Below are 3,610 nucleotides of genomic sequence, written 5' to 3'. Positions count from 1 at the left end.
AGGTGAGGATCTCGAGATAGAATTTGATCTTGTCGACGACCTCGCGCAGCTCCTGGCCGATCTTGTCGCGTTCCAGGCCGGTCAGCCGGTGCAGGCGCAGGTCCAGGATGGCGCGGGCCTGCTCCTCCGACAGCTTGTAGGTGCCGTTGGGGCTGACGCCGCGGCCGGGCTCGTCGATCAGCTCGATGAGCGGGGCGACGTCCATGGCCGGCCAGTCGCGCGCCATCATCTCCGTGCGCGCCCAGACGGGGTCGGGGGCGGAGCGGATGAGCTTGATCATCTCGTCCAGGTTCGCCACGGCGACGGCGAGGCCCACCAAGGTGTGCGCGCGCTCCCGCGCCTTGCCCAGCAGGAACTCGGTGCGCCGGGTGATGACCTGTTCGCGGAAGCGGACGAAGGCGGCGATGATCTGCTTGAGATCCATCAGCTCCGGCCGGCCGCCGTTCAGCGCCAGCATGTTGACGCCGAAGGACGTCTGCAGCTGGGTGTGGCGGAACAGCTGGGCCAGGACCACGTCGGGCACGGCGTCGCGCTTCAGCTCGACCACCACGCGCACGCCGTCGCGGTCGGATTCGTCGCGCAGGTCGGCGATGCCCTCGATGATCTTGTCGTTGACGACCTCGCCGATGCGCTCCATCAGCTTGGACTTGTTGACCTGATAGGGGATCTCCGTCGCCACGATGGCGAAGCGGTCCTTGCGGATCTCCTCGATCTCGGTCTTGGCGCGGAGCACGATGGAGCCGCGCCCGGTCTGCAGCGCCGCCCGGCTGCCGGACCGGCCGAGGATCAGGCCGCCCGTCGGGAAGTCGGGGCCGGGGACGAACTCCATCAGCTCGTCGAGCGTGATGTCGGTGTTGTCGATGTAGGCGCAGCAGGCGTCGATCACCTCGCCCAGGTTGTGGGTCGGGATGTTGGTCGCCATGCCCACCGCGATGCCGCCCGCGCCGTTCACCAGCAGGTTCGGGAAGCGCGCCGGGACGACGGTGGGCTCGCGCGTCGAATCGTCGTAGTTCGACTGGAAGTCGACCGTGTCCTTGTCGATGTCGTCGAGCAGCGATTCGGCCGCCTTGGCCAGCCGCGCCTCGGTGTAGCGCATGGCCGCCGGGGGATCGCCGTCCATCGAGCCGAAGTTGCCCTGGCCGTCGATGAGCGGCAGCCGCATCGAGAAGTCCTGCGCCATGCGGACCATGGCGTCGTAGATCGCGCTGTCGCCGTGCGGGTGGTACTTACCCATCACGTCGCCGACGATGCGCGCCGACTTTTTGTAGGGCTTCGACGAATCGTAGCCGCCTTCCTTCATCGCGTAGAGGATGCGGCGGTGCACCGGCTTCAGCCCGTCGCGGACGTCGGGCAGCGCGCGACTCACGATCACGCTCATGGCGTAATCGAGGTACGAACGCCGCATCTCGTCTTCGATGGTGACCGGCGCGATGTCGGAGGCGGGAGGCAGGGGTGTGGTGCTCAAGAAACAGGCTCTTCGTTCTTGGGAGCGGCAATCTCTCTAACCGGTGCCCAGGCTTTCGCCAAGGCGGGAAACGCCGCGATGCCTCATTAATATAGGTATTTCTACCAGCGTTCGCAGGTGCACACAACGTTTCCGCGTCAAAAACCCGCCCTTCGGCCGAGCCAGGCAAAGCGCGCGGAAAGGATAAGCACGGATACCACACTCGCCACGAGAATGCCTTCGAAAAGACCAAGCTCCGCCCGACCGAGGCCGAGCGTCAGCCATGCCGACACCGGGATCATGATGACTGCATACGACACGAAATGCAGCACCGTGGGCACCCACGCGTCGTTCCGCCCGCGCAGCGCGTTGCCCATCACCGCCTGCCCGCCGTCGGCCACCAGGATCCAGGCGCCGAAGGCGACCAGGGGGACGACGCGCTCCAGCAGCTCCGGGTCGTTGGTGTAGATGCCGGCCGCCGCCTCCGGCAGCCAGCGGTAGGCGACGCCGACCAGGGCCAGGATGGCGCTGGTGACGCCAAGGCCGGTCCAGCCGGCCAGCGCCATCTCCCGCGCGTCGCGCCGGCCGTAGGCGACGCCGACGCGCACCGCCGTGGCGGAACCCAGGCCGACGGCGGCCATGAAGGGCACGGCGATCAGGTTCAGCCCCACCATGTAGGCGCCGAGCGCCAGGGGCGAGAGCATGCCGGCGATGAAGCCCAGCACGGCGAAGGCCGTGCTCTCGACAAAGATGCTGAGGCCGGCGGCGTAGCCCAGCGTGCGCTGGCGCGCCCAGGCCCGCCAGCCCTTGCGCGTGTTGTGGTGGATGCCCCAGCGGGCGTGGTCGGGCATGCGCCAGATGTAGACCAGCAGGCCAAGCCCCATGGCCCAGCGCACCGTGCTGGTGGCGATCGCCGAGCCGACGGCGCCCATCCCCGGCAGGCCGAAGGCGCCCCATACCAGCAGGTAGGCCAAGAGGCCGTTCAGCAGGTTGCCGCCGATCATCGCCACCATCACGGGGAGCGGTCGCTTCAGCCCCTCCAGAAAGAAGCCGGCGGCGACGTACAGCATCATGCCGGGCATGCCGACGCCGAGCACCGCCATCACCGTGCCGCCGCCGGCCGCCAGCTCGGGCGCCTGGCCGGAGAGGATCAGCAGCGGCTCGCCGAACAGGGAGACCACCGCCATGACGAGGCCCAGCGCCAGCGCGTAGGGCAGCGAGCGGCGCAGCACCCGCCCGCACTCCCGGTCCTCGCCCGCACCCAGCGCGTGCGCGGTCATGGCGACGGTGCCGAGCAGAAGGCCGACGCCGGTGCCGATCATCACGTTGTTGGGCAGGTGGGCGAGGCTGAACAGCGCCAGCTCGTGCGCGCTGAAGCGGCCGACGATGGCGGTGTCGACGGCCATCATCACCATCAGCCCGGCGCGCGACACGATGACGGGTGCGGCGAGGCGCAGCAGCTCCATCACGTGGGTGCGGACACGGCCGGACAGCGGACGGACGAGGGTTTCGCTGGCGCTCATGCGGGGGAATCCGGCGGTGACGGGCAAGGGGACGCCATCATGGCCGAGCGAATTACTGCGTCAAGGAAGGAGGCCATTCCGATTGCGCAGTTGCCCGTTGCGCGCGCGCATCCGGAACCAACGGGGCGGACGCGCCGTTCTCAGGGCAGGTGTTCTTCAACAAGGAGACTGGGCGATGACCCGCACGATCCGGCTTCCCGTTCGCCAAATCGCGATGTTGAGCTTCCTGGTCGCGCTGACCGCCATGCTGGGCGCCTGCAATACGATGGAAGGCATGGGGCAGGACGTGCAGTCCGGCGGGCGCGCCCTCGAACGCTCGGCCGACTGAGGCCGGCGGGAGGATGCCGTCTTGAGCGATCCGCAGAAACCCGTCCCGGAGGTACCGCCGCCCGGCGGCCCGACCTCGCCCCTGCCCGACCGCCCGGCGCCGATGCCGGAGCCGCGCATCCCGCCCAACCCGGAAACCCCGCCGGAGGTGACGCCGCCCAGCGACCCCTCCCCCGGCATCCCGCGGCCGTTCACGGCATAGTTCACGGCATAGGGGGCCGCTTCTTCAGCGACGGAGCCGCGCCCGCGAGGGGGCGGCTCCGTTCGCGCATCAGGCGGCGTTCACGTCCGCGCCGGCCTTGGCGGGCTGCGTGCC

4 protein-coding genes are annotated in these 3,610 nt (G+C 69.2%); 2 read left to right on the top strand and 2 right to left on the bottom strand.

Translation table 11 applies throughout. The annotated features are described in order from the left end of the window. Both VED21_RS14895 and VED21_RS14890 read right to left on the bottom strand, forming a co-directional pair. Positions 1–1,465, bottom strand: a 1,465-nt coding sequence (locus VED21_RS14895; RefSeq protein WP_324883277.1) for a DNA topoisomerase (ATP-hydrolyzing), incomplete at its 3' end; no start/stop codon positions are given. Between the two features lie 137 nt (positions 1,466–1,602). Then, a complete protein-coding gene (locus VED21_RS14890; RefSeq protein ID WP_324883275.1) occupies positions 1,603–2,967 on the bottom strand; it encodes an MATE family efflux transporter in 1,365 nt (454 codons plus the stop codon). A gap of 175 nt (positions 2,968–3,142) precedes the next feature. Between VED21_RS14890 and VED21_RS14885 the strand changes: the two genes are divergently transcribed. Both VED21_RS14885 and VED21_RS14880 read left to right on the top strand, forming a co-directional pair. Then, complete coding sequence (locus tag VED21_RS14885) at positions 3,143–3,295, top strand: entericidin A/B family lipoprotein (RefSeq protein ID WP_414638211.1); 153 nt, start codon at positions 3,143–3,145, stop codon at positions 3,293–3,295. 21 nt (positions 3,296–3,316) lie between these two features. Then, positions 3,317–3,496 (top strand): hypothetical protein, encoded by a 180-nt coding sequence (locus VED21_RS14880; protein ID WP_324883273.1) that lies wholly within the window; start codon positions 3,317–3,319, stop codon positions 3,494–3,496. Positions 3,497–3,610 lie beyond the last annotated feature (114 nt).

The sequence above is a fragment of the Azospirillum sp. genome, from assembly GCF_035627195.1.
Taxonomy (GTDB): domain Bacteria; phylum Pseudomonadota; class Alphaproteobacteria; order Azospirillales; family Azospirillaceae; genus Azospirillum.
This window is presented reverse-complemented; position numbering and strand designations above follow the sequence as displayed.